The following is a 26,062-nucleotide window of genomic DNA, read 5'->3' on the forward strand; positions in this document are numbered from 1 at the left end:
AAAATGGAAGAGGATATTTGTAAAACTTTCCAAGAGAAAATTAAAAGTAATCCAAATTATAATAGATTTTGGATGGATTATCATATTTATTGCAAAAATTTTAAGATAGATGATATTGAACTTTTTGTAGAATCATTGCCTATTTTATATGATAAAATAAAAAATGATGGGGCGTCATATCAAATATATGAAGCGTTAAGAAAGTTTACAATTCAAGAATCAAATAAAGGAATTGAATTACTTAAATTAATACAGAATGCAGGAGATTTAAGAGTTTTGAGTTTTGTTCCCTCAATATTAGGTGGTTTATCACAAAGTGAGAAGAATTATCCGTTTAAAGAAGATATATTATCACTTATTAAAAGTGATAATGACAATGAAATTTGTGCTGGAGTAAATAGTGCTTATCAAGTGGTAATTAAAGATTCTGAAGAAAGAATAAATTTTTTGAAAGATGTAAATAAAGCTTTAACTCCAATCTTAAATAAAAAATCGTCACAATGTTTTGGTATAATAACAAGATTTTATAATAACAATATAAGAGATGTAGAAGAGTTTAGAGAGAAAGTTGTAAGATTATTAAAAAGAAAAGAATTTGTTATTCAAAATGAAGTTGCAAGATCATTAACAGAAGAAATAAAACGAGAAGATAATCCAGAGTACTTTCAAAGATGTTTAAACTTAATGGTCTTTACTGATGTAAAACATGATTGGATTTATAGAACTCTTTATTACAGATTAAAAAAAGAAATTGTTAATAATCCGAAAAGTATTATTGAGTTTATAAATGAATGGGTTAAAAATAATCAAGGTAAACAGAAAGGTATAAAAGTTTTGAAAGATATGATTTATGATTTATATGCAGAACATCCGAAAGTTATTCGAAAATTATTTCTATCATGGTTAAACTCAGATATGAGGTCATATAAAATTGCTTTACATTTTTTAATTAATGAATTGAATGATGATATAGATGTTATTAGTCTTCCTAAAAAAGATTTAAAAGAGTTATCTGAAAGGGATTCTCTTTATATCGTTTTCATGATAGTTGGGTATATTCCAGATTATAAATATACTTCCGAAATGTTATATAACGTTTTAGAGGCTAATTATGAAAATGAACGAATTAGAAACCATATAGCAACTTTTTTTGCTAAACACTTAATAATTAATCATTATTCTGTTACTAATATTTTGAAAGCTAAGAGGAAGAAATCAAATAAAATTATAAAAAGTATAATTGATCAAGTAGTTTCAGATTCAAATAATTATTACAAACAGTTGTCTGATTTAGAGTTTTTAAATGAGTTTGAACCTTCTGAAACACGTATGGATTATTATTATAAACAACAAAATAAGCTTATACAAAAGCTTATGAATAATGAAGAATCTAGAAATGAATCTTTTTTAAGTATGATGACTAATATAAGTATTAGAACTGGAAAATCATTTTTTTTAAAGTATGACGGAAAGTATACAGAGGAGTCAGAAATGCAAAATTTAAAAAGCAGTATTGAAATTTCTCGCTCTAGAAATATAGATGAGATAGGAGAGGAGAAACTAAAATTAATGTGGCAAAATATTAAAAGAGATGAACTTCCTAATTAATGAATATATAGCTTTATTAAAAGAAGATGGAGAACTTGATGCATTACTTATCGATGTTTTAATAAAAAAAGGAATAACGCCAATATCAAAACCCCAAAAAGGAAGACAATATGGAGTTGATATTGCAGCAATAGGAAAGGATGAAGATGGTGTAGAAAAATTGTTTTTGATAACTGTAAAGCAAGGGGATATAACAAGAACTGTTTGGGATTCTAACCAAAATTCAGTTAGACAATCACTAAATGAGATTTTAGAAACTTATATATCAATATCTTTGACTTCGGAACAAAAGAAATTACCCAAGAAAGTCATAGTTGCTACTAATGGTAATTTAAATCAAACTATTCAAATTACCTGGGCAAAATATTGTGAAAAATATGAAAAGGATAGTCTAAGATTTGATTTTTGGGGAATAGATATCATAACAAAAATGGTTTCTGAAAATTTACTTTCAGAAAGACTATTTGATTCTGAAAAGAGGTCTCTCTTAAAAAAAACTTTAGCATTCTTAGAGCTTAAAGATTATGATTTAAAACACTACAACATGTTAGTTGGTTTAATTTTAAATAAGAGTGCCAAAACTAAGAAACCATTAATTAAAAAGTTAAAACTATTACAAATATGTCTAAATATAGTTTTTAAATGGTCTGAAGATAATGGATATCTAAAATCTGCAATTATAGCAGCAGATAAAACAATAATTGAAGTTTACAAATGGTTAGAAGGTCAAAATCATTTTAACAAAAGATATATTAGATTAGAATATTACAATATTCATTTATTAAGGAGAAAAATAGGAATAGCGTATTTTAATAAGGTTAATGAACACTATTTTGTAGAACATAGTTTGCATCGATATTCGAGAAATCAAATTGAATATAATTTAACAGTTTGGGAAGAAATAAATATTTTAGCAAGTATTGGATTGACTGAAATAAAACATTTTGAGTATCACTTTGACCCAAAAAAAACAGAATCTAGTGCTATTTATGAAAAATCTGCGATGAATATTTCTGAAGCCCTTCTTTCTTTGATAAATACAAACCCAACATCATATTATCCTTTGTATGATGATAATATAATAGATATTGAGCCAGCAATGAGGTTTTTATATTTTACTGGTCATGGAGAAGAATGTGTTAAATGGCTAAGAATGATAGTTGTAGGTATACATGATTCTAAAAAAATAAAAAACTTTTTTCCAATTTTTAATTCCAATTACGAAAATTTGATAGATTACCATTTGGGTATAAAAAAACAAGACGAAAAGTCTTCAATGCTTCTAACGTTTTTAGCAGATTGGTCAGCTATCCTAAATTGTAAAGAAGCATATGAAGATTTAAAAAAGATATTAGGTTTATTTGATAATAAGTTAAATTTACAAATATGGTTTCCGAAGAAAGAAACTGAAAAAATGTACTTAAGTAAAGGTTATAGTAGGAATTCAGGTAAAGTTAAACATTCTATAACACTTTACGATTCTATTCAAGAATATCAAGTAGAAATAATGGAAGAAGTTGAATTGTTTTCAGCTGAGAAGGAGTTTAAAAGTATGGAATTTGGTAATGATTTAATTTTTTCAATAACGAGTATTTACCATAGAGATTTACCATTTCCTTTTTTATGGCGAAGACTATTTGACATGAATAATAGAACTAATTTGAGTTAATAGGATAAGTCATGGATGAGTTTGTAATTGATTTACTTGATAAAAAAAGAGAAAGAAAGGAAACAGGGTTAACAATACCATTTTTAATAGGTGCTCTTAGAAGAAGATTTGAAAATGAAAATATAGATATTGCCAAGTTATTGAGTCTATTTATGGAAGTGGATAAAACTCTTGTGTTAAAATTTTGCTTCCATATAAGAGAATATATAATTACTACTGATAATATTTATGTACAATCTTTGAATTACTATAAATCAGTATCTAGTTTTAATAACTTTATACTGATTAAAGATAATGGTTCTTTAGTTGGTATAGAAAATTTCGAAGATATAGTATATGTTCTGAACTTAGATTATGAAGATTCGTTAAAGGAGGGAAATTATAGTGTTAGAGTAAATAATCATGAAAAATTTATGAGTAAGTTTGATGATGATGATTTGAAGTTTATAGATAGTATTAACTAATTTTTGTTTTGTAGCTGTTATCTTTGGTTTCATTAATTTTATAAAAATAATTAACTTTGTAACGCTCGTCTCACCGAAGCTAGGGAGACTGAGTTTCGAGGCTCGATACATCAAGATATGTACCGAGCCTTGCGGTTTAAATAAGTTAGTGAAGTGAAACAAGCAAAGGCTTGAGGTAAGGAACTGACCTCCTCCCATTAAATCGGACAGATTAGAATTGGAGAGTTTAGAGCAAAAAGATGTTTAAATTAACTAAATTGATTACTTATCAAATGATCAAAATTTAGTGAATCACAGACACGTTTAAACTGGTCTGTACCCAGCACAAAGGAGGCTAGCTACTCTGCAGAAACACGGCAAGAAGCCATTGATAAATATGGAATTACTGGGATTAATAATACCAATCAAGGACGCCAATGTACTCCATAAGTGTCTCTGTTAGTGTTCTAGATAATCAGATTATTCATTTTTATTGGTTAACTAAATCTACTTCCCAATACAAAAAGTAATTAATACTGGTTATCAGTTTGTTATGTTTAAGAGGTACAAATAAGGTACGTTTCTGTTATGAAATACTTTAAAGGATAAAATAATTTTTTAGGTTTGAGGACGTCTAAAACGGGAAATAAGAAACTTTCCGCTAAACATTTCAACTTAACATTGCACGTTCAATCTCGTGGTATGGTATGCTTTCAGCTTTCTGTATTTGTTCCATTATTAGCAAATACTTTTTGGTTGGCTTTCCTGCATAGGTCTTTTTGAAGTGCTTTTTATAAAGTTGGCTGTAAAGGTCATCTGTTCTGAAATAAACCCCGAATGTTTTATCAAGTTTCCTATACTTCTTACTTAGGGTTTGTGTTTCGTACAGACAACCGTTAAAGGCTTCACGGTGTAAAAAGTAACCGTTTATTAAATAGAGTTTACGGCAACGTTTTTTTGTTTGAGGGCAAAGGAAATACCAAATAAGCCCCTTACCTAAATTGGACGGCATGGAAACTAAGTGTATTTTATAGTTTATTTCCTTGTTTTTATAATTATAGCTTAATTCAATAAAAAAGTCCTTTTGATAGGTGTCTGATTTTATAGAAATATTGCCTGTCGGGCTTCCGTTTCTGCTCCAAGTGATAACCCCTCTCTTTGTTTGTTTAGGTTTAAGATAACCCCAATCTTTTAGTTTTGAAATATGTAATTGTAATACCTCATCGTATAAAACTGGATATGTATAAGGTTTTGACATAGAAATCTATTTTTAAATTTATAACCTAAATTATTAAGAAACATTAATACAATAATCAATATATTACATAAATTTGCTACAACTAAAATATTAATAAAGCGTTAGCTTTTATTCTGCATAATAGAAATCTGACAATTTCACAAACGACACAGAATAAATCAGTTAACACTCACGCTTTACGTGGGCTGTACTGTTTGTGTCGTAAGGTTTTGTCAGAACCTCTATTAGCAAATAGAGTTATACAGACCCACGTTTTTAATTTTAATCTTTTCGCTTTGGGTTTTAGTGAAAAAGTAATTTACATATTATGAAAAGGTACATTGTTCTAATATTTTTAACCTACAACACCTCTAGCTATTCTCAAAAACTAGACAGTTTATTTACAGTAAAAAACTCTTTAATTAGAAAAATAAAACTATTGAATGACTCTCTTATTAAAACTGAAAAAGAAATAAACAAACTTGAAACAAAAGAAGAGCTTAGCACTATTCAAAAAAGTAATATAAAAATCTACACTCTAGGGACAACTTATCTAAGAGAAAAACCAAGTTTTTCAAGTAGAAAAATCAAAACAATCCCTCATAATTCTGAAATAACACTTTTGGATTATGAAGTTGATAGTAATTATTTCAAAATTTCCTTTGACTCTTTATCTGGGTTTATAAGTGAACTATCTATTCACAAGAACAGAAACACACGTAATTATATCCAATCTTTTAAGTTAAAAAGAATAAAAGCAAATAGAATAAAAAAAGAAGAAAATGCAAGGGTAAAACAAATAGAACTAGATAAGAAGTATATTGCTGAATATGGTAGAAAAACATATGATAAATTGAAAAAAGGTTATTTTTGGATTGGTATGAGTAAAGAAATGGCTATCCTTTCTTTAGGCGAACCAAATAAAAAAAATAAAAGTGTAAATTCTTGGGAAACAAGAGAACAGTGGGTTTATCCTAATAGCGGACTCTATTTATATTTTAAAAATGGTAAGCTAAGTAGTTATCAGAATTAACATTAAAAACTAAGAAATCACAGTCTAATTGAAGTGTGAAATCTTAGTACTTTGAATTTTTTTTGCAATTTGCTCCTTTATGTTTTCTGAATAGTTATCTACAATTTTTTGGTATCTTTTTCTTGGCTTGTCTTTATTATTTGCAGATAAACTTTGCCAGTATTTAATATGTTGATATTTGCTGTTTAAAGCGTTCTTTTCTCTTGCAGTTAACATAGCTTCATTTATTGTGAAATCGTATAGTAAAACCTTGTTCCAATGTTTTAAAAGAATATTTAATGCTTCACTTAAATTATTATGTGTTAAATCTCCCAACGTTTTAATATTGGCACTTTCAAAAACCCTCATTTTACGAGTTTTTAATTCTACTCTAAGTCTAGATTCTTCTAAATTGTATTGACTGCTTTTATCATAGACCTTTAAAAAGTAATCACTCTTTTCACATATCGCAAAATGTCTATTATACTTAAAATCAAAAGGTGTTCCACCTATTTCAAGTAAATTTCTGACAACAAATAGCGGATTGAAAAAAACTTGAACATTCAAACCTATTTCTATTTTCTTTATAACAAAATTAAACCTACTTGTTCCAAATAGTAATTCAAGGTAGCTTATAACAAATAATACATTTTCAACTGTAAACTCATTACCATTGAAGCCTTTATAAACTGAATTAGAATTATAGTTAGGCGGTTTAATTCCCATAATAGAATTATACATCTTATGCAAACTACCTTTAAAAAATACCGTTCCATTATCATAAACAAGAATTTTACAAAAATGATGTTCCGCAATTCTCTTATTATCTAAAACAACCCCGTTCTCGTTATAATTCAAACTAAAATCGAGTTTAGGGTTGTTTAAAATTCTATCACAGTTATACGACCTCACATACAAAGTTGTATAATCAACTGGCATAATTAGTCAAATAAGCCTAATTGATTTTTATAAGGAGAAAAATTGGGGTTTGTTGATAAATACCATGCTTTAAAACCAGTATGTTTACAATACCCTTTTGAAATCTCCCAAAGTTTACCTGCTTTCTCTAAATCTCTTTTATACCTCGTTATATTCTTTTGCGGTATTCCTGTTGCTACAGAAACCATTGAAGCAGTAGCGATATTTTCTTCTAGATATTGAAATATGGTTTTCAGTTGGCTTTTAAATTCCATATCTTTAATCTGTCTTTTATGCAAAGGGTTGTTGCTATTGGTGCTTTCCATTACTTCAACTCTTTTCTATTGTTAGACAAATAGGTTTCCGCTTCCTGCTCAATTTCAGCGTTTGACTTTTTACGCCCCTCTTTGAGGTACTCCAAAAGTTCGATGCTGGAAAAGTACAGACGTTTGCCTCTTTTCATTACGGGTAATTCTCTTTTACTTACCTTACTGTAGATAGTAGGTACTGTAAGGTTTAGAAATTGTGCAGCTTCCTGAACGGTTAAGAGTTTTTCAGGTTGTTCTGTTTGCGGTTGCTCCTGTTTCTCGATTAACAGGCGTTTTAGTTCACTAACTTCTTTTGTTAGCATTGTTACCGCTTTGGGTAACTGGTCGAATGTTAAATATTCAGTCATATCGAAAGTATTTTTTTTGTAATACTTTTGCGAAATACTGAAACGGGAATACGGTTAATTCACGGTAAAAATGCGTGTTTACGGATATTGATATTTAGTAGTCTATTTGCATAAGTTTCTTTACGTTATCATTGTTTCTAACGGCTTCAAAGTTTCTTTTTTTGTCCTGTGAATAAGGGGCAAACGCACTTCGGTATAACTCAAATAAGGTTTCAGGATATGGACTACTTTTATGCAACTCCTTAAATAAATACTTAAAAGCTAACTGCACAAATGTTTTATTGGTATTCACTACTTTAATAGGTTCTGAAATTTCGGGTACTTCAAACTCATTTTCAAAATACCAAATAGTCCAATCAATCAGCTTTTTAAAATCTGTATCATTCAATATTTGTTTGTGTTGTCGGGGGCAATTTTTATTGAAAAACTCGAAATGCTTTTTAATCGTTTCTGAAAGTTCTGGTTCCTTTGGTTCAGGTTTTAGCTTTTCAGTTTGTTGAGGTGATAAGGCTTCACTTGTAGAAGTATTAAAAAGAAAGTTGGTTGGCAAAGTTAATTTCGTTTGCCCTTTTTTAAACCCCTGTATCACTTCTGCAATGCTATTTACTGGTATAGCTTTAATTTCAAAGGCTTCAAATTCGTTTTGCTCTGTGTCTTTGAAGTAATCAAACAGGCTTTTTGCTATATCGTCAAGATCATTAAAGAAAAACTCCAAGGATAAAAACGTTTTGTGCGTTTGGCTTCTGTATTTCAGATATTTGCTTTTATGTTTGAATATTTCGGATAAATCTTCATTGTTGAAATTATCTTTTAATTGGAGTATTTCATTTTCAATCCCGTTAAAATTGTAATGCGGTTCGCCATCAAAATTGCATACGTTTAACTCCCTTGCTTTGGCTTTTATCAAATTAGCAGTATTGTCCTGCAAGGTTTTAAACTTTCTTTTAAGTTCAGTCTGTACCTGGCTGTGCTGCAATTTGTCTTTGTAGTTCTGTTTGGGCTTTAACTTGTTTTTTATGTCTTTTAAGTCTTCCAGTTCCTTTATTAAACCGTTGTACTGTTTGAAGTTTTCAATATTTGAATGTAGATATTCAACAAACTGAAACAAGGCTTTTATTTGCGGTGTTATCATTTGTCTTTTATGCTTTAAGTGGTTACATATCCAGTTTTATTTTATTGGCAGCTGTTCGTTTGGCTTCATCAACGATTTTGGCGTAAACCTGAGTTGTTTTTAGGTCTTTATGTCCTAACATTTTGGAAACTGTGTAAATGTCTGTACCGTTAAACAGTTGCAAGGTGGCAAACGTATGTCTGAAACAATGAAAGGTAATATCCTTTGTTATTCCTGCTGCTCCGATCCATTGAAAGAGGTGTTTGTTATGGTACGCTGAATATTTAAGCCCCTCAAATACGGGGTTGTACTGTGGCATATCCTTTGGGTTTTCTGTACCCCATGTAAAACTATACGCTTGTTCAGAAATTGGCAATACCTCAACGCCTTTGGTTTTCTTTTGACTAAAGTTTAGGAAATACCCTTGCCCGTTTATGTATTCTAGTTCGCTCCATGTCATTTTTTGAATATCTGAAAATCTCAATCCTGTAAGTGCTGAAAATAGGGCTGCACGTTTCAATAGAGGGTTGTTGCAATCAATCTTTACTAGTTTGTTGAGTTCGTCAAGTGTTAAGTATTCACGTCTTGTTTCGGCTGCTTTTATGGGCTTTACTTTGGAGTTCAAGTCGTATTGTAAAATACCGTCTTTGTAGGCTTGTTTTAGTGCAGCTTTTACCTTGTTAAAGTACGAAACGGCTGAATTTTGTGAAAGGGTGGTTTTGTTACTCCTATTGCTTTTGGTGTTCAATAGGTATTCTTTGAAATCCTCTAAAAACTTTTGGTTGAGGTCTGTAAACTTCAAACTACCATTTGTAAAGGTGTCAAGATAATTGAGTGCTGAAACCCAGTTGTCGTGGTTACTTGCTTTACGTTTGTTGGCTAACTTAGTGAAGTATTCAATAAAACATTGTTCGCCTAATTCCTTTAATCTTAGTTGTTCCTTTTCGTACTGACTGTAAATTTCAGGCTTGTTTAGGAAATTTTCACGCTTTTGTCGAATACTCTGGGCAATATTTAGAGTTTCGGTATTATGTAGTTTGTCGATAGGTGTTTTAGGTTTCTCAAAAATGTAAAGCCTTAAAAACTCCCTGCGTGTGGGTTTTCCTTTTTCGGGGTGGGGTATAGGAGGGTAAAAATCAAGGTACAGACTTTTACGCCCCTTACTTATTTTCTTTTGTCTTAAACTTACTTTTGTTGCCATTGTCTTTTATACTTTGTTAAAATCGTGAAAAAAGGAAACGTGTAATTTTTTTTAAGGGTTAAACAAATTATCAATATCAGTTTTGGAATAGTAGGTAATTCCGTTATGTTTCAATCTTTGAATATTGTGTTTTGCTCCGTAGTTGTATATCGTATTTCTCGAAACATTGTACTTTTTAATAATCTCATTCATTCGATAGCAATTATAAGGAGTTAATTCTTTAGGGGCTTCTTTTGTAGGTGTTTCAAATAACTTTTCAATGTCTTTACGTCTTATTCGTGTAAGCCTTTGGGAAAGGTTATTTGCTTTTATTTCATCTGCTTCAATCATTCTGTAAATAGTTTTTGTACTACATCCAAATAATTTAGAAACCTCTGCAACACTTAAGAACTCCTTTTCTTTAATCATTGCAAGGTCAAATGCTTTTACTTTAGGCTTTAACTTTTGTTTGGTTTCTGCTTCAACTGCCTTTTTAAGTTCCTGCCTTTTTCTCAATTTATAGTTTGCTGAATTGCATTTGTGCGAACAAAAACGAGTTGTACGCTTTTGACTTTTGAACATATCCCCACAATGTTCGCATTGCCTTAAAATTGTGAAATTTGTTTTGCTCATTTAACCCTGTTTTAAATGTCATTAACTACCAGTAAGAATAAATAAGAGTAATTAAAAGACTTTATTTAACCTAAACGAGGTACAGAAAAGCTATTTTTCTGAATATTTCCTGTTGAGGTACACCAAAGGTACAAAATTGTACCGAATAAACGTATAATATCACAAAGTAAACAGTACCTTTAAAGTAATAAAAAAGCCCTTAAATAAAGGGCTTATCAACTGTTTTTGTATTTGTGTTAAATGTTTGTTTCGTTTATATTACTTCCCAATACAGAAATTACCGAAAATATGTCCGAGTATGTCTTTATCCACATCGTATTCACCGGTAATATTACCTAGGTGACGTAAACACTCGCGGATGTCGATAGCAAACAAATCGGAAGATATATCCAGTTCAATTCCATTTTTTACCGATTCAATACTTTCAAGAGCTAAGGTCAAAGCTTCAAAATGACGTGAATTGGTTACGATGGTTTCGTTGTTACTCAAGGCACCGGTATTTACCAATGAGGTCAATGCTGCTTGTAAAGCGTCAATACCAATTTTTTCCTTGGCAGAAAGCAAAATAAATTCTTCTCGATCTGTGGTAAGCGCATTGAGTACTTCTGTATGTACCCTGTCTATTTTATTGACGAGCACTAATAAGCGTTTATTCGGGAAGCGCTCTTTTACACTGCGTATTTCACTGTGGAACTCGGCAGCGTTGTTGAGGTATTTCTCAGCGTTGATTAAGAAGATAATTAGCTGGGCAGCTTCTGCTTTTTCATAGGCCTTTTGAATTCCGATATTCTCTACGACGTCTTCTGTTTCACGGATTCCGGCGGTATCGATAAAGCGAAAGGCAACACCGTCAATGATAACTTCATCTTCAATAGCGTCACGTGTTGTTCCGGCGATATCAGAAACGATCGCTTTTTCCTCGTTGAGCAAGGCATTCAGCAAGGTAGATTTACCTACGTTGGGCTCACCGATGATGGCAACAGGAATTCCATTCTTCATGGCATTACCAAAAGCAAAAGAGTCGATAAGTCGTTTTAAAACACTCGAAATAGTTGCAACGAGTTCTTTGAATTTGGTTCGATCGGCAAACTCGACATCTTCACCCGAAAAATCGAGCTCTAATTCAATCAATGCGGCGAAGTCTAAAAGCTGTCCGCGAAGTTCTTTGAGTTCATTCGTAATTCCACCACGCATTTGTTGAATGGCTACTTGATGCGAAGCTGCAGAGTTTGAGGCAATCACATCGGCAACGGCCTCTGCTTGGCTCAAGTCCATTTTACCGTTCAAAAAGGCTCGCATGGTAAACTCACCATTGTCTGCCATTCTACAGCCATTCTGTAAAAATAATTGGATAATTTCTTGTTGGATAAAACTCGATCCGTGACAAGAAATCTCCACCACATTTTCTCCTGTATACGAATGTGGATTTTTAAAGATAGATACCAAAACCTGATCCAATACTTTGGTGCCCTGTACTATATGTCCTAAATGTAACGTGTGCGTTTTTTGTGTCAGTAAATCTTTCCCTTTTTTTACAGGAGCAAAAAATTGGTTCACTGTACGTATAGCAGCTGCTCCTGATAATCGGATTACAGCAATGGCTCCAACGCCTGCCGGAGTGGCTAAGGCTATTATGGTGTCGTTTTGTATCATGCTGCAAATATACGTAGTAATCCCGATTTTGAATTTGCAAAGTGTAACATTTTCGCAACTCCTGCGTCTATATAGTATAACCAATTCATCAAAAACATATGAAAAGAAATAGTCAATTAGTTACTTTAACCCATTTAAGCCAATTATTGGATCTTGTAACGGGGGTAGGTGGTTTTATCGTTCCTCTGATAATTTGGGCGGTAAAGAAAGACGAAATAGAAGATTTGGATGAGCACGGTAGAGCAATAATTAACTTCAGAATTTCGATGTTTATTTACACCTTAATTTGTATCCCGCTCATCTTATTGTTTGGACTTGGCTTGTTAGGGATTTTTGCCGTTATGGCAATCACCTACATCTACGCGGTAGTAAATGCCATCAAAGCAAATAAAAATGAAAAACCATCATATCCGTTAAGCATGACATTTGTTTAGGAGTATTACATATAATTATTTGAATAAAAAAAGCGCTCTAGGGCGCTTTTTTTGTGTTTGATTTAAAGTTTTACGAAGATATGTGTGTAATACCAACGACCGTTTTTGTCTTTTTTAGCCGTTATCATAGAATGACTGTAATTACCTTCGATATTTTTTCGATGTCCCGAGCTTCCTAGCCAACCATTGACAACGCCTTGGGCTGTTGAATAGCCCTGAGCAACGTTTTCAGCAATGCTCTTGATTTTTGCATTTTTTACCAAATAGGCTTTTCGCTGATCAAAGAGGTCATGCGATATTTTTCCGGCACCGATCATATAATCGGTATGGGCATCGGTTTGCGATTTAATTGCTTCTAATTCTTGTAATGCAGCAAGGCCTTTGCCCTTGCGATGCTCGTTGATGAGCTTGATAATTTCAGTTTCGTAAGCGCTGTGCGCTGATGATCCTTGACTGGTGTCGTCATCAGAGCAGGCAGTACAAAAACTGAGTACTAATGTAATAAGGAGAATTAAAGGGGAATTTTTCATATGTAAAAGTATTTAAATTGCTTGTTTTATAAAATCTTCATACTCGTAAAAAAAGAGTTCGAACTGCGTCATGGTCTCCACGTAAAACTCATAGCATTCACGCCAAGTATTCTTATTGTGAATACTAAATTTATTGGGGTAAGGTACGTAAATACGATGGATGATTTTTCGGTTGTCCAATTCAAAATTATCGTCAAAAATGACTTCTGGTAAATATTCAGATTCCAATATCTTCTTTAATGAAATCATTTGGTCGTACAACAGCTCATTGGCAATGGTTTCTGGGTGTTCTAAATCTAAACAAACAGAGGCTCTTTTACGATCCGCTTGAAATTTGAACGCAAAACCTTTGATTTTTGTGTGATACAACAACCACTTACGCGGAAACGACTTACCAAAACTGGTCCAGAATTCCTTGCGCAGTCGTGCAGATTCTTCTTTACTAAACATAAAAATTATTTGAGTATTGCGTGTTTTTTATCCGTGAACTTTGGCGGTAGTTCCTCTGTCGCGCATCATCGCAGCTTCAAAAGCCAACAAATCACTCCATTTTTGATCAACGATTTCACGATCCATGTATTTACGGGCATAGCCTAAAAACAAAGTATAGTGGTTTGCTTCTGAAATCATCAAATCGTAATAAAATTTTGATAGCTGTTCATCGTTCATATTGTCGGCAAAGACCTTAAAACGTTCACAACTTCTCGCTTCGATTAAGGCAGCTACCAAGAGTCGGTGAACCAAAGCCTCTGTGCGGTCGCCAGTGTGAGGGAAAAACTTTTGTAACTTTAAAGCGTAGTCATTTTTGGTCGCTTTTCCTAAAACCATATCGCGCTCCACCATAATGTTGTGAACCATTCTAAAGTGCTCCATTTCCTCAATGGCAATATCACTCATGTCTTTTACCAATTCAGTTTCTTCTGAATAGTTAATGATAATCGATACGGCATTTGATGCTGCTTTTTGTTCAGCAAAAGCATGATCAGTAAGCAATTGTTGCAATCCATTTTTGGCTACAGCTACCCAAGAAGTCTCTGTTTCAAATTTTAATCCAAGCATAATTCTATTTTAGGCTGTAAAAGTAAAAAATATAAGTCTTTTTTAATACAATCCAGTCCGAAAATGGCTAACTTTGGTGTTCTTCAATCACTTTAAGAAAAAGAATAACGCAAAAATGAAAAAAATCTATCAAATTGCCCTGCTTTTCATAGCAGTAGTGGCATTGCACAGTTGTAAAAAATCAGCTGATGAAACTAAGGATCTCAACAAATTTGGTGAGTACATCAGTGCGCTACCAGAAAAATTGCTGTCCTCAACCGATAACATTTCCTTTATTTTGGCAAAAAAGCCAGATGTAGCGAGTATTGCTCCTGAGGCGATGACCATAAAACCGAAGGTAAAGGGAAATTTGTTGTACGATGATAGTAACAGAACGCTGAGTTTTGTTCCCACTGAAAAATTACAGAATGGAAAAGAGTATACGGTAAAACTCAATTTGAATAAACTCTATGCGGAGGTTCCTTCGAATGCAGAGGAGTTACGCTTAAAATTGAAAATCAAAGAACTTCGATTTACCGTAACTACCCAGTCGTTAAAGGTGCACTCTAAAGATTGGTATTATATCGAGGGGGTATTGATCGGAAGTGATGTTATGGAGACGGCTAAATTACAGGAAGTGTTAAAGGCAAATTATTTGTCAAAAGAGCATCCAGTAAACTTTGAAAAAACCGATGCGTACGCAGACAAGGTATATTTTAAAATTGATAGCTTGAAACGAGGAGAAGATGATAGCTACGTAAAATTGAAATGGGATGGTAAAGCTTTGGGTTCTAATTCTGGAGGGAACAAAGAAGTGGTAATTACTGGAAAAAACAATTTTAAAATACTACAAACTGAAGTTATTGGTGGAGATAAACAACAGATAGAAATTAGTTTTTCTGACCCCATTCAAAAATCACAAAACATCAAAGGGCTTATTCAGTTTACAGAAACGGCAAAGAATGCCTATACCTATAAGGTGAAGGAGAACATTATTACGGTATACCCGAAACGTTCATTTAACCGCTCTGCAACTTTAAAAATATTTAAGGGAATTAAAAATACGAGCGGCTATACACTTCGAGAGGATTATGAACAACACCTCTATTTTGAAGAGCTAAAACCAACTGTTTCCTTTATTAACAGCGGGAGTATTTTACCTGATTCGGATAATTTAAAAATCAATTTTAAAGCGGCGAGTTTGAAGGCCGTTGACGTTACTGTTTATAAGATTTACGAAGATAATATACTTCAGTTTTTACAACAGAATGAGCTGAGTAATCAAGGGAATATCCGCTATGTAGGTCGTCCTGAAGTAAAGTACACGATGAACCTTGAAGATCAAGGAGTAGAAATTTCTAAAGAAAATGCCTTTTCTGTTGACTTGGCAGAACTGATTGACGTAGAAAGTGGAGCTATGTATCGCGTAGAGCTTTCTTTTGAGCAAGCCTACGCAAAGTACGGTTGTGAGGAGAACGAAGAAACGACCATTATTTATGGAGAGAAAGAGGTGGATACGCGAGCGTACAACAGTACCCGATATTATGGGAAATCGTATAGCGATTACCGTTGGAGAGATAGAGAAAACCCATGTACTCCCTCGTATTATTACGATAAGGAAGTAAGAAAAAATATTTTGGCATCTAACTTGGGAGTTATAGTGAAGCGAGGAACAAATGATAAGACCTTGATTGCTGTGACCGATTTATTAGAGGCGAGCCCAGTGCAAGGGGCAGAAGTTTCCTTGTACAATTTACAACAACAACCTATAGAAACCGGAATTTCTAACAAAGACGGGGTGGTGAGCTTTGACAAATTGGAAGGAAGTTTTTTTGCTGTAGCTAAAAAAGGAGAAAGTACATCATACGTAAAACTAACCGATGGAAACACCTTGTCATTGAGTAAGTTTGATGTGGCAGGTGTGAAATCGCAAAAAGGATTGAAAGGGTTTGTTTACGGAGAACGCGGAGTTTGGAGACCAGGAGATACGATGTATTTAACCTTTGTGCTCAATGATGAAGCGAATCCATTACCAAACAATCACCCGATAAGTTTTGAACTTGAAAATCCTCAAGGTAAAATTGTAGATCGCACGGTACAGTATACCAATGATACTGACGTGTATGTGTACAAGGCAACCACAGCATCAGAAGCGTTAACAGGAAATTGGAGATTGCACGTAGCTGTAGGAGGCGCTAAATTTAGTAAAACGGTTAAGGTAGAAACCATAAAACCCAATCGTTTAAAAATAAAAATGGCGCTGCCCGGTGACTTGATAAAAGCAAATCAACGCGTGGAAGGAACTGCGGAAGTTAAGTGGTTACACGGGGCGATTGCGAGAAACATGAAAATGGATATTACTGGGAAGTTCAGACCGGCAAAAACGAGTTTTAAAGGCTTGGGTGCTTACCAGTTTGACGATGTAACTAGGAGTTTCGGAACTGAAGAGTTTTCAGTTTTTAAAGGTAGTTTAAACAATGAAGGGAAAGCAAAATTCAGTTTAAAACCTCGTGTTGCCTCAAAGGCTCCCGGGATGCTTAAGGCCAGCTTTATAACCAAAGTATACGAAAATGGAGGTGATTTTAGTACGGATGTGTATACTAAAAACGTTTCGCCTTATACTTCGTATGTAGGATTGCAATCTGCAGAAGAAAAAGAGAGTAAGAATTATCTGTTTACAGATAAGGAGTACCGTTTTAACGTAGCTACGGTAAATGAAAATGGAAAAGCGACCGCCTCAAATTTAGAGGTAAAGGTTTACAAGCTTTCGTGGAGATGGTGGTGGAATCAATCAAATACAGGTTTGTCGAGTTATGATGGAAGTAGCTATCAGTCTGCTTATAAAACATTGCCAACAACTACGAATGGTACTGGAAAAGGGAGCTTTGTTTTAAAAATTCGAGAAAATGACTGGGGGCGTTACCTCATTAAAGTACGCGATAAAAAGAGTGGTCATATAACGTCAAAGGTAGTTTATTTTGACTGGCCTTGGTACAGCGGAAAGCAAAAGGGAGCAAAAGATAAGTCAAATGCAACCATGTTGGTTTTTACTGCGGATAAAGATGCTTATAAGGTAGGTGAAGAAGCCACGGTTAAGTTTCCATCAACGGAGGGAGGAAGAGCCTTTGTAACGATTGAAAATGGAGAGGAAGTTCTCGATCATTTTTGGGTAAATACAACTGCTAAACAGACCAGTTTTACCTTCCCAGTATTGGCGAGTTATACACCAAATGTATACGTGAATATATCGCTCTTGCAAAAACACAGCAAGACAGTAAATGATTTGCCGATACGCATGTACGGAATTATTCCTTTGAAGATTACTGACCCTGAAACTGAGTTGAGTCCAGTAATTGAAATGGCTGATGAATTCCGTCCTGAAGAAACTACTACGATTAGTGTTAGCGAAGCAGCAGGGAAACCGATGACCTATACCTTGGCTGTAGTCGACGAAGGTTTGCTTGATTTAACGAGATTTAGAACTCCAAATCCTTGGTACAGTTTTTATGCACGTCAATCGTTGGGTGTCAGAACTTGGGATTTGTTTGATGATGTTATTGGAGCCTACGGAGGGCGAGCACATCAAATTTTAAGTATTGGGGGTGATGAAGCCGAAGCAGGAAGTAAAAATAAGAAGGCCAATCGATTTAAGCCTATGGTTAAATTTATAGGTCCGTTTACTTTGGAAAAAGGAAAAACAAAAACGCATAAGATTTCGATTCCTAAATACTTAGGTTCGGTAAGAGCCATGGTAGTTGCGAGCGATGCAAAAAACGAAGCCTACGGAAGTGCTGAGAAAACAGCATTTGTACGCAAACCGTTAATGGTATTGGCATCCTTACCAAGGAAAATTACACCTGCAGAAACAGTGAGTTTACCCGTGACAGTGTTTGCGATGAAGCCTTCTGTAAAAAATGTGAAGGTACGCGTGCTACCTGATGATGCCTATACCGTTATTGGAGCAGATGAGCAACGTCTGAGTTTCGCACAACCGGATGAAAAAATGGCCTATTTTACGTTGAAAATAGACGATTTTAAAGGAGTTGGAAAAGTGACGGTTGAAGCGCGATCGGGCAGCGAAAAAGCGAGCTTTGAAGTTGAAATTGACGTGTTAAATCCAAATCCAGTTACGAGTAAAGTTGAAGCCTTGGTGTTGAAGGGTAAAGAAAAAGCTAGTTTGAGTTTTGAAACCTTTGGAACGGCAGGTACCAATGTAGCTACGGTTGAGTTATCGAGTATTCCGGCAATAAATTTCGGAAGTCGTATGGAATACTTAATCCAGTATCCTCATGGTTGCGTAGAACAAACGACCTCTAGTGCGTTTCCACAACTGTTTTTGAAAGATATTTTTGATCTTTCAGAGGAAAAATTGGAAACTATCGATCAGAATATAAAAGCAACCATCAATCGCCTGTCGAACTTCCAATTGTCAAGTGGAGGGCTTTCGTATTGGCAAGGCGGTTCATACGCAAATCAATGGGGAACCTCATATGCTGGTCATTTTATGCTTGAAGCTGCAAAAAAAGGCTACGTGCTCCCGATAGGTTTTAAAGGAAAGTGGATTTCGTATCAAAAGCAGCAAGCCAGAAATTGGCGCTTTAATTCCGATAATGGCGATGATATGAATCAAGCCTATCGTTTGTATACCTTATGTGTGGCTAAAAGTCCCGATCTCGCTTCTATGAATCGACTCAGAGAAACGAACGGGATTTCTAATCAAGCCAAAATGCGTTTGGCAGCGGCCTATGCCTTAATTGGTAAAAAGGCAATTGCGAGAACCGTAATGGGCACTCTCGGAGCAGTAGCCTACAAGCGTACGAGGTATTACAATTACGGTTCGGAAGACAGAAGTAAAGCAATGGCTTTAGAAACCTATTCATTGATGAATGATGAAGCTAAGAGCATTGCACTCGCTAAAGAGTTAGCAACAGCCCTGTCAAGCGAGCAATGGATGAGTACACAAACAACTGCTTATTGTTTGCTGGCAATGAGTCAGTATGCACTTAAAAACAAAGGAGCTAAAGGTATTGATGTAAAGTACAGTTTAGGATCAGTTTCTGAGGATGTAAGTACTTCTAAATCTTTTTATACACAAGACGTTACGAAATTGAGTAAGAAAAACGTAGTGACCTTGAAAAATAATTCAGAAGGAACTGTTTATGTTCGCCTAATCAACAAAGGGATTTTACCAGTAGGAAAAGAAATTGCGGTGCAGCGAAACATTGATGTTCAGGTTAACTATAAGTCGAAATCGGGAGCAACACTGAATCCACAAGAGTTGACTCAAGGAACGAACTTCGTGGCAGTAGTTACTATCAGAAACAGTGCAAATAGGACTTTAAATGACGTTGCACTCACTCAGTACATTCCTTCTGGATGGGAAATTATTAATACCCGATATACAGATTATGGGGGGAATGCTGGAAATGCTGCTGCGGATTACACCGACATCAGAGATGCGAGTATTAGTCAGTACTTCAATTTAAAAGCCTACGAGACAAAAACGTTTACGGTGCTGCTCAATGCGTCTTATTTAGGTGAGTTTTATTTACCGGGAGCGCAGGCAGAGGCCATGTACGATAATAATTATTTCGCTAGAACTCAAGGTCAGTGGGTCAAAGTGATAAAGTAAATACAGTATATAAAGTAAAAAAAGAGGTGCGGAAGTCACCTCTTTTTTTTGTCTGATCTTTAGGGGGCTATAGGTGAGAAGGTGTATATTTGGGTAACTAACCCAAACGAAATACTATGAAGTTTTTAAACTATCTTATTTTAGTCTTATTAGCGTGGATGGCGGTCAGCTGTCAAGGCGCGAAAAAAACCAAAACATCTGAAGTTCTTCCTTCGGAAAAACAAGTTGCTAAAGACAGTATAGCCTTTAGTTTTGTGTTTCTTGGTTGTAACAGAGTTGACAGAAAACAAGTAGGCGACAGTACAGCAACCAATGCGTCCACCGCAAATTTGTCGGCAATGAAGCGCATTTGGACAGAGATTGCAGCGCTAGAACGCAAACCAGATTTGTTCTTCTTTCTAGGAGATATGGTTTTGGCAGAATCGACCACTGAAAATTTAGAGCAGCAGTTAACTGCTTGGAATGCCTTGTACAACGATACGAGTTTTAGCCCCATATCAAAAGCAGGGATTGAAATGGTCGCCGTTCCTGGAAATCACGAAATGTTGTATTGGCATGATTATAACGTACCCAATCACGATGAATGGCCTTTAAAAGGAGCTACAGAAATTTGGATGAAGCACATGGCAAAATATATGCCTACGGACAGAGAGGTAGTGACAGGAAATGATAGTATTAACAATCAGATGACCTTTGCATTTACAAGAAAAAATATAGGGTTTGTGTTGATGAATACAGATACTTATAATGCACCTACCAAAGAAAATCCCTATGGTCTGGAAGGCCAAATTCCGACACAATGGATTATTGACAAGGTAAAAGCTTACCGTGAAAATCCAGCCATCGAGCACGTTTTTGTGTTGGGGCATAAGCCTTATTATGTGAGTGGTCAACCACAAACTGGACATGCAGGAATTCCGGAAGGACCTGTATTGTGGCCGGCCCTGCGTAACAACCGTGTTATAGCCATGCTTTCGGCACATTTACACGATTACCAGCGCATGCAACCAGAGGGGGAAGGTACCTACCAGGTGATCGCTGGAAATAGTGGTAGTCCGGGAGAGGCTACGTTTTTCGGCTATTCGAAAATTGATCTTATGACAGACGGGCGTGTGGTATTGACGTCTATGGGCTACGATAAAGGAAATCCCTACTATAAAGCGGTTCCCAACAATCCCAGCACGGTACGTGATCACACTACATTGACTTGGCAAAAAAACGCAAACCCCTATACAAAATAGCCGACGATTTACGTCGTATTTTAACCATCAATCAGGAGACAGATTGGTGGTTTTTTTTTGCTATTTGGCGTATATTTGAGGAAAATTAGCTAAGAAATTAAGACGTTTATGAATAGAAGAGATTTTTTTATCACTACTTGGAAAAACATCGGTATTCCCATTGTTTTCGTTTGTTTTTTGTCGGGAATATTACAATTAGTATACGCTGGAGCTTCTGGTGCCTATTGGATATTGGCACTTTTAGCTATCGTGGTTGGATATATGCTTATACGAAAGTACGCTCCGAAGCATTTGGGGGTATTACGAAATATAGGTGGCTATCTTATTTTAGGAGCTGCGATGGTCTTTTTGGGGGTGAATATTTATTACATCGTTACGGGGGAGCTCGATTATACCATTGAAAGTACTTCGGTAGTGCTAAGAGATATTACACTGTTTGTATTTTTGGTAGTGGCGATGAGTACGGTACAAAAAATGCGCAGGGAAAAACTGGGATTTCCCTGGATTCTTGCTCGTTTTAAGAAGTATCTATGGCGAATACTACTGCTAGTACTCCTACTAGGATGGTACGCAAATTGTATTCCTGATACCTTGTTTGTTGCTCCTAATTCCACAGTGGTAAAAGCTCGTAACAATGAACTGATGGGAGCGGTAATTGCGAAAGATGGACAGTGGCGATTTCCGGAGTTAGATTCAGTACCTAATAAGTTTAAAGCCTGTATTCTACAGTTTGAAGACGCTTATTTTTACAAGCATATGGGGTTTAACCCGGTATCTATTGTTAGGGCCTTTCAGCAAAATCGCAAAGCGAATAGGATTGTTAGAGGAGGGAGTACCTTAACCCAGCAAGTGGTGAGGTTAGCACGTAAAAACAAAAAGCGTTCTTACCTAGAAAAGTGTATTGAGCTCATTTGGGCAACACGTGTAGAACTCGGCTATAGCAAGGAAGAAATTCTCAAATTATACGCCTCACACGCGCCCTTCGGAGGTAATGTAGTAGGATTAGAAATGGCTGCTTGGAGATATTACGGATTAGCTCCACATCAGTTGTCGTGGGCAGAAAGTGCTACTTTAGCGGTATTGCCCAATGCTCCTTCACTGATTTATCCTGGAAAAAATCAAAGCCGTTTAAAGGCAAAAAGAAATGCTCTTTTAGATAAATTATTGGCAAAAAAGATTATCGATAGTATTACTTGTGAACTTGCCAAGGAAGAGGAGTTACCCCAAAAGCCATATCCACTGCCGAGTTACGCTACCCACGTGGTTCAGCGATTGGCAACTAAGCATCCTGGTCAGCAATTGCAAACATCATTGGATGCTGTTTTGCAACGAAAAGTACAAGAGCAGGTTCGTTTGCACTATCGTCAAATGAAACAGAACGAAGTGCACAATGCAGCTGTATTAGTACTGCGTGTAAAAGACAGAAAAGTATTGAGTTATGTAGGGAATACTCCAACGACAAAAATACACCACAAAGATGTTGATAATATCATGGCTAGGAGAAGTACTGGAAGTACACTAAAACCGATACTATACGGACACATGCTCCATGCCGGAGAGTTACTGCCAACACAATTGTTAGCAGACATACCCGTTGAAATTGCTGGGTATTCTCCAAAGAACTTCAGTCTAAAATTCGATGGAGCTGTACCAGCGAATGAAGCTCTTACGCGATCGCTAAACATACCTGCGGTTCGTATGTTACAACGCTATGGCTTGGAAAAATTTCGAGATGAACTCAAAGGCTATCGCTTACAACACCTGGATAAGTCGGCTGAGTATTACGGACTTTCCTTAATTCTCGGTGGGGCGGAAGCGAGTTTGTGGGATTTGTGTAAAACCTATGCAGGATATTCAGGCATGGTCTCGCATTTTGAAGCTCTGGATCACCAGTATTATTCAAATGAGTTTGCGGAGCCTGTTTTGCTGGAGAAGGAGCAGGTACATTTTGGGAATACACTAACAGCACCACAGCACATTGGTGCAGGTGCGGCCTTTTTAACGCTTGAAACACTGACAGAGGTAAACAGGCCTACGAGTAGTCAGGCTTGGAAGTATTACGATTCAGCGCAAAAAATTGCCTGGAAAACGGGAACGAGTTTCGGAAATAAAGATGCTTGGGCTATCGGAGTAACCAAAGACTACGTAGTAGGAGTTTGGATTGGAAATTCGGATGGAGAAGGACGCCCTGATTTAACAGGGGTAAGCAGTGCAGGGCCTTTGTTGTTTAATGTGTTTGAGCTATTGCCCAAAAGTGATTGGTTTCTTGAACCTCATGAAGATCTGGTAGCTATAGAGTTATGCGAGCGCAGCGGGTATTTGGCCTTACCCTTGTGTCCAAAAGTTGAGAAACTGGTACCGCAAAAAGGAGAAATGGGAGCTCCCTGTCCGTATCACAAAGAGATCACTGTGGATATGGAGGAGAAATTCCGTGTAAATGCATCCTGTGAAAGTGTCGATAAGCGCAAGCAGGCCTTGTGGTTTGTATTGCCACCAATCATGGAGCATTATTACAAGCAAAAGGATATTTTTTATCGTGCTTTACCTCCAATGAGAAGTGATTGTGTAAAGGGGCAAGAGAAAATGATGGATTTTGTTTTCCCGGCAAAGAAATGGACGAAATTAAGTTTGACGAAAGGTATAGAGGGGAAAGTGAATGGAATTGTTCTAAAACTTACCCACAGAAACCCAAATACCAAAGTGCACTGGTATTTGGATGATAGGTATTTGGGGTCTACTACGGATGTCCATGAATTTTTGGTAAAGCCCGCCTTAGGCATACATACGCTAACCACTGTTGATGAACAAGGTAATAAAGAAATAAAATTTATTGAACTGTACTAACAGCGGTGCTTTGTAAGCAGTGTTTTAATCGAATTCCAAAATCTGCTAAGCCTTTAATTTCTCGAACACCTGCCAAGCGTTCTTTCCCGATAATGAGCAAGCCTTTTTCACTACCTTCAATATGGTAGTAATTGTTACTTTCAAAGAATAAGATAAGCTCGTCCGTAAAAAATGCTTTGATGGCATTTTCGTCTTTACCCGAAAGATAAAAACGTTTGCTAAAGTCAGGATGGGCAGTGATTTCGATATCATTAAACCCTGCAAAGTGATAAATGTATTCGAAAATTCCTTCTCTGTCTAATGTAAACTCTGGAATATTATCCAATCTTATGTACAACATCGTAGCTTTGACAATTTGTTGAGCAAAGAGTTCTCCTTCTGAAAATTGTACGTCAAAAAGGGTGCATTTGTCGTTTGATAATATATTTGAAACCTGATTTATTTGACGTGTTTTGAAATAACCAAATGACGGTATTTCTGTGACCTCTTGTGGGTGCGTTTTGTAAGTCCAACCCAATTCCTCACTGATGGTGTGCAATGATTTTTGACGCTTGGTAAGGGCACTTGATTTTTTGGTCGTAACCTCGTTGTCAAGTGAGTTTTTTCGGAGTGCAAACGGATGTGAGCTTCCTGTTTTATAGCCGTCGAGTCCGATTACCTCGAAGTGTCCCCCTTTTCTTTTAAAAGTCTCCGCGTAATTATTCATATTTTCCATTACCGAATGATCGACGAAGTCGCAAAGTGAAAAGTCGACAATAGCTTCTTTGGATTCTGGAATTTGATTCAGTTTTGATTTGAGCTTAGTATAATTTAAGAAACTCGAAAAGTTTTTTACAGATACGTAGTATTTACCATCTTCAGTAAACATCAAAACATTGGGTTTTAAAACATTTCTTAAGAATAAACTCAGATTTTTATTGATAATGATATGAATGAGAAATGTCGAAAAAATCCCAATGAGAATTCCTGTAATTAAATTAGTTGTAATGGTCGTGATTAAGGTTATTAAAAAGATTACCAATTGCTCTTTTCCGATATTGAATACTTTTTTTAGATTACTTGGAGCAGCTAATTTATAGCCTGTATAAACGAGAATTGCCGCTAGGGCAGGCAATGGTATTTTGCGTAATTCAGAAGCGAACAAAAGAATAAAGAGTACTAAAAAGGTAGCGTGGAAAAAGTTAGCAGACCTGTTGCTTCCTTTGTTGTTAACATTTACAGAACTCCTGGCAATTACAGTAACGACATTTAAACCTCCTAAAAGGCCACTGACAACTGTTGCGAAGCCGAGTGCCCTAATATCTTTGTTTACGTTAGAACGTCGCTTGAGAGGGTCGAGTTTGTCCACTGCTTTGATACTTAGTAAACTTTCAATACTCGCTATTAAGGTGATGGCCACAACGGCATTGATAAACTCAAATTCATGCCATTTGTCAAAGTTTGGAAAGGCAAAGCTCGAAAAGACATTGTCGGGAAGCTTTATCAGTATATCCGAATGAATCGGGTAGGGGCTTGATGCTAGGTATTCGTAATAGTAATACATGCCTACGCTCAATACTACAATCCACATAGGAGCAGGAATCAATTGGAAATATTTATTTCGAATTTTACTGTAAAATACCATGATGAGTAAGCTGACAACTCCGACCATTCCGGCATAGAAAAAACTCGTATCATTGGTTTGGAAAAAGTTAACAATCGTTTCCGGTACCCTGACAAGTAATTGCACAATACTCCCTTTTTCGTTTAAATTCCCGAACATTACGTGAATTTGTTTAGCAAAGATTCCGATACCAATAGCGGCGAGCATTCCCTGAATGGCTGATGACGGGAAAAAGTCTCCCAGAGAGCCCAAGCGGAGAAAACCTAAGATAATCATGATGATTCCGGAGATGACTATGGCAGCCAGCGTATAGAGGTACCCGGTATACATATCACCGGCTCCTAGTACTGTGATGGCGGAGAGTACCACTACGACCAATCCATTACCTGGTCCGGTAATGGTGACGTTGGATCCGCCCAAAATTGCAGCGAGTGTTCCTCCTACTATCGCGGCAATAACACCTGACATAGGTGGAGCTCCAGAGGCAATAGCTAATCCGAAACCTAAGGGAAGTGCAATTAACGAAACTACAAATCCAGCGAATATATTTTGTGGCAAAGCAGCCATAAACGCCTTTGCGTTTTGTGTGTTTTTCATAGT

General features: G+C 35.7%; 20 protein-coding genes. 8 read left to right on the forward strand and 12 right to left on the reverse strand.

All coding sequences use genetic code 11. The features are described 5' to 3' along the window. Nucleotides 1–3: 3 nt before the first annotated feature. Genes ACKTS5_RS08305 through ACKTS5_RS08315 form a run of 3 tightly spaced genes read left to right on the forward strand, consistent with a single transcriptional unit; the run spans nucleotide 4 to nucleotide 3,741 of the window. The gene (locus ACKTS5_RS08305) at nucleotides 4–1,608 is read left to right on the forward strand and encodes a hypothetical protein (protein ID WP_408043401.1); all 1,605 of its coding nucleotides are present in this window, start codon (nucleotides 4–6) and stop codon (nucleotides 1,606–1,608) included. Next, nucleotides 1,592–3,277, forward strand: a complete 1,686-nt coding sequence (locus tag ACKTS5_RS08310; protein ID WP_408043402.1) for a hypothetical protein — start codon at nucleotides 1,592–1,594, stop codon at nucleotides 3,275–3,277. Before ACKTS5_RS08305 ends, ACKTS5_RS08310 begins: the two co-directional genes overlap by 17 nt. An 11-nt stretch (nucleotides 3,278–3,288) precedes the next feature. Continuing rightward, on the forward strand, nucleotides 3,289–3,741 hold the full coding sequence (locus ACKTS5_RS08315; RefSeq protein WP_408043403.1) for a hypothetical protein: 453 nt from the start codon (nucleotides 3,289–3,291) through the stop codon (nucleotides 3,739–3,741). 649 nt (nucleotides 3,742–4,390) lie between these two features. Here ACKTS5_RS08315 and ACKTS5_RS08320 read toward each other — a convergent pair. Then, nucleotides 4,391–4,978 carry a hypothetical protein gene (locus tag ACKTS5_RS08320; protein ID WP_408043404.1) on the reverse strand — a complete coding sequence of 196 codons (588 nt, stop codon included), beginning with the start codon at nucleotides 4,976–4,978 and terminating at the stop codon, nucleotides 4,391–4,393. Between the two features lie 307 nt (nucleotides 4,979–5,285). Between ACKTS5_RS08320 and ACKTS5_RS08325 the strand changes: the two genes are divergently transcribed. Further along, nucleotides 5,286–5,990 (forward strand): SH3 domain-containing protein, encoded by a 705-nt coding sequence (locus tag ACKTS5_RS08325; protein ID WP_408043405.1) that lies wholly within the window; start codon nucleotides 5,286–5,288, stop codon nucleotides 5,988–5,990. Nucleotides 5,991–6,014: 24 nt separating this feature from the next. Here ACKTS5_RS08325 and ACKTS5_RS08330 read toward each other — a convergent pair whose 3' ends face one another. The 7 genes from ACKTS5_RS08330 to mnmE form a co-directional block, all read right to left on the reverse strand. Beyond that, nucleotides 6,015–6,908, reverse strand: coding sequence for a hypothetical protein (locus ACKTS5_RS08330; protein WP_408043406.1), 894 nt, complete (start codon nucleotides 6,906–6,908; stop codon nucleotides 6,015–6,017). A 2-nt stretch (nucleotides 6,909–6,910) separates the two neighbouring features. Continuing rightward, on the reverse strand, nucleotides 6,911–7,213 hold the full coding sequence (locus ACKTS5_RS08335; RefSeq protein ID WP_408043407.1) for a hypothetical protein: 303 nt from the start codon (nucleotides 7,211–7,213) through the stop codon (nucleotides 6,911–6,913). Then, the gene (locus ACKTS5_RS08340; protein WP_408043408.1) at nucleotides 7,213–7,563 is read right to left on the reverse strand and encodes a helix-turn-helix domain-containing protein; all 351 of its coding nucleotides are present in this window, start codon (nucleotides 7,561–7,563) and stop codon (nucleotides 7,213–7,215) included. Before ACKTS5_RS08340 ends, ACKTS5_RS08335 begins: the two co-directional genes overlap by 1 nt. A 94-nt stretch (nucleotides 7,564–7,657) precedes the next feature. Next, entirely contained in the window at nucleotides 7,658–8,695 is a 1,038-nt protein-coding gene (locus ACKTS5_RS08345; RefSeq protein ID WP_408043409.1) for a hypothetical protein, read from the reverse strand. Nucleotides 8,696–8,717: 22 nt separating this feature from the next. Then, the gene (locus ACKTS5_RS08350) at nucleotides 8,718–9,875 is read right to left on the reverse strand and encodes a tyrosine-type recombinase/integrase (protein ID WP_408043410.1); all 1,158 of its coding nucleotides are present in this window, start codon (nucleotides 9,873–9,875) and stop codon (nucleotides 8,718–8,720) included. A 51-nt stretch (nucleotides 9,876–9,926) separates the two neighbouring features. Further along, a complete protein-coding gene (locus ACKTS5_RS08355) occupies nucleotides 9,927–10,487 on the reverse strand; it encodes a helix-turn-helix transcriptional regulator (RefSeq protein ID WP_408043411.1) in 561 nt (186 codons plus the stop codon). Between the two features lie 258 nt (nucleotides 10,488–10,745). Beyond that, nucleotides 10,746–12,140, reverse strand: coding sequence for a tRNA uridine-5-carboxymethylaminomethyl(34) synthesis GTPase MnmE (mnmE, locus tag ACKTS5_RS08360; RefSeq protein WP_408043412.1), 1,395 nt, complete (start codon nucleotides 12,138–12,140; stop codon nucleotides 10,746–10,748). A 98-nt stretch (nucleotides 12,141–12,238) separates the two neighbouring features. On the opposite strand from mnmE, the gene ACKTS5_RS08365 reads away from it, so the two are divergent. Then, a complete protein-coding gene (locus tag ACKTS5_RS08365) occupies nucleotides 12,239–12,574 on the forward strand; it encodes a DUF4870 domain-containing protein (RefSeq protein ID WP_408043413.1) in 336 nt (111 codons plus the stop codon). Nucleotides 12,575–12,636: 62 nt separating this feature from the next. Here ACKTS5_RS08365 and ACKTS5_RS08370 read toward each other — a convergent pair whose 3' ends face one another. From ACKTS5_RS08370 to miaE, 3 genes are read right to left on the reverse strand one after another with little or no spacing between them, the layout of a single operon-like run. Beyond that, on the reverse strand, nucleotides 12,637–13,104 hold the full coding sequence (locus ACKTS5_RS08370) for a CAP domain-containing protein (protein ID WP_408043414.1): 468 nt from the start codon (nucleotides 13,102–13,104) through the stop codon (nucleotides 12,637–12,639). Between the two features lie 12 nt (nucleotides 13,105–13,116). Next, nucleotides 13,117–13,554 carry a DUF4268 domain-containing protein gene (locus ACKTS5_RS08375; protein ID WP_408043415.1) on the reverse strand — a complete coding sequence of 146 codons (438 nt, stop codon included), beginning with the start codon at nucleotides 13,552–13,554 and terminating at the stop codon, nucleotides 13,117–13,119. Between the two features lie 27 nt (nucleotides 13,555–13,581). Next, the gene (gene miaE / locus ACKTS5_RS08380) at nucleotides 13,582–14,163 is read right to left on the reverse strand and encodes a tRNA-(ms[2]io[6]A)-hydroxylase (protein WP_408043416.1); all 582 of its coding nucleotides are present in this window, start codon (nucleotides 14,161–14,163) and stop codon (nucleotides 13,582–13,584) included. Nucleotides 14,164–14,278: 115 nt separating this feature from the next. Between miaE and ACKTS5_RS08385 the strand changes: the two genes are divergently transcribed. The 3 genes from ACKTS5_RS08385 to pbpC all read left to right on the forward strand — a co-directional run bounded on the left by ACKTS5_RS08385 (nucleotide 14,279) and on the right by pbpC (nucleotide 23,859). Further along, nucleotides 14,279–19,774 carry an alpha-2-macroglobulin family protein gene (locus ACKTS5_RS08385; RefSeq protein WP_408043417.1) on the forward strand — a complete coding sequence of 1,832 codons (5,496 nt, stop codon included), beginning with the start codon at nucleotides 14,279–14,281 and terminating at the stop codon, nucleotides 19,772–19,774. 116 nt (nucleotides 19,775–19,890) lie between these two features. Beyond that, entirely contained in the window at nucleotides 19,891–21,015 is a 1,125-nt protein-coding gene (locus ACKTS5_RS08390) for a metallophosphoesterase family protein (RefSeq protein ID WP_408043418.1), read from the forward strand. A 108-nt stretch (nucleotides 21,016–21,123) separates the two neighbouring features. After that, a complete protein-coding gene (pbpC, locus tag ACKTS5_RS08395) occupies nucleotides 21,124–23,859 on the forward strand; it encodes a penicillin-binding protein 1C (protein ID WP_408043419.1) in 2,736 nt (911 codons plus the stop codon). On the opposite strand, the gene ACKTS5_RS08400 is transcribed toward pbpC, so the two are convergent. Next, a complete protein-coding gene (locus tag ACKTS5_RS08400; RefSeq protein ID WP_408043420.1) occupies nucleotides 23,843–26,059 on the reverse strand; it encodes a SulP family inorganic anion transporter in 2,217 nt (738 codons plus the stop codon). The two genes, pbpC and ACKTS5_RS08400, sit on opposite strands and share 17 nt — an antisense overlap. Nucleotides 26,060–26,062 lie beyond the last annotated feature (3 nt).

It is taken from the genome of Tenacibaculum litopenaei (assembly GCF_964514025.1).
Classification (GTDB): domain Bacteria; phylum Bacteroidota; class Bacteroidia; order Flavobacteriales; family Flavobacteriaceae; genus Polaribacter; species Polaribacter litopenaei.